Annotated in this window: 2 protein-coding genes; both read right to left on the bottom strand. The window is 62.1% G+C overall.

Translation table 11 applies throughout. From position 1 onward, the window contains the following. Nucleotides 1–474 (bottom strand): transposase (locus LS48_RS15850; RefSeq protein ID WP_193392806.1); only part of this gene is annotated, 474 nt, incomplete at its 3' end. Between the two features lie 311 nt (nt 475–785). Next, nucleotides 786–1,410, bottom strand: a 625-nt coding sequence (locus tag LS48_RS15845) for an IS3 family transposase (RefSeq protein WP_076692493.1), incomplete at its 5' end; no start/stop codon positions are given.

Raw genomic sequence — 1,410 nt, 5'->3', positions numbered from 1 at the left:
GAGGTAGGGCCAGTCGCCGGTGAGCGGCCGCTTAAGGAAGGCATGGACACGTTCGTCGATATCCTTGCACAGCTTGGACACCGAGGATTTGGAGATGCCGGTCATGCCCATGGCCTGCACCAGCTCGTCGACACGCCGGGTGCTGACGCCGGCGATCCACGCCTCCTGGATCACCGCGACCAGCGCCTTCTCGACGGTCTTCCTGGGTTCCAGGAAGCCAGGGAAGTAGGCGCCGGTCCGTAGCTTGGGAATCCTCAGGTTGAGCGTACCGAGCCGGGTATCGAGGCTGCGGTCGCGGTAGCCGTTCCGCCAGGTCGTCCGGTCGCCGGAGCGCTCGTGTCGGCTAGCGCCGACCAGGCCATCGACGTCGGCCTCCATGATGATCTGTAATACGCTCTCGGCGATCGTGCGCAGGAAATCTCCATCTCCAGTCTTCGCCATCAGCTCGGCAAGCGGTAGTCTGTCGTCGGTCATCGGGATCAACTCCTCGGTGGGCGTGTGAAGTGTGGTAACTCCACCTTACCGATGAGCCCGGTGGCCACCGAGATCGAAATCGCATGGGGTGGGGCATGCCCCACCCCATGCGATCATCTCAATCTACACCAGAAATTACACCACGAGCGCGGACGCTAACCGGTTGGCCGTGCTGGAAGCGAATGAAGCGGCAGAGCGATTTTGGCGTTCTCTCGGCTTCATTGAGTATCGGCGCGTTGGGCCAGACACCTGAGGTGGTCCCGCCTTCTTGGACAGTTTGGCGGCTGAGTTAAGCTAAACCCGGTTGTCGTTCATGCCGCCTGCTTGATCATCAGATCATGGGGGGCATGCCCCCCATGATCTGATTGCCCGATCCGCCCATAGGCCTCGAACGGGGTTCGCCCGGCCAGGCCCGAGTGCGGACGCTTGGTGTTGTAATAGGTGATCCACCGGCCAAGGCCAGCCTTCAACTCCGATCCGGTCTCGAAGGCATGGAGGTAGACGCACTCGTATTTCAGGGAGCGCCAGAGGCGCTCGATGAAGACGTTGTCCATCCAACGCCCCCGACCATCCATGCTGATGCGGACCTCGGCGTCGCGCAGCACGCTGGTGAAGGCGAAGCTGGTGAACTGGCTGCCCTGGTCAGTGTTGAAGATTTCCGGCTTGCCGAACCGGGTAAGCGCCTCCTCCAGCGCCGCAACACAGAACCCGGCGTCCATGGTGTTCGACAATCGCCAGGCCAAGACCCTCCGGCTTGCCCAGTCCATGATCGCCACCAGATAGAGGAACCCGCGGCGCATGGGGATATACGTCACGTCGGCGCACCATACATGGTTGGGTCGCTCGATCGCCAGCTTTCGAAGCAGATAGGGATAGACCCGGTGCTGCGGGTGCGGATCGCTGGTGCGTGGCCGCTGATAGATCGGCGACAGACCC

It is taken from the genome of Aequorivita aquimaris (genome assembly GCF_001573155.1).
Taxonomy (GTDB): domain Bacteria; phylum Bacteroidota; class Bacteroidia; order Flavobacteriales; family Flavobacteriaceae; genus Aequorivita; species Aequorivita aquimaris.
This window is presented reverse-complemented; position numbering and strand designations above follow the sequence as displayed.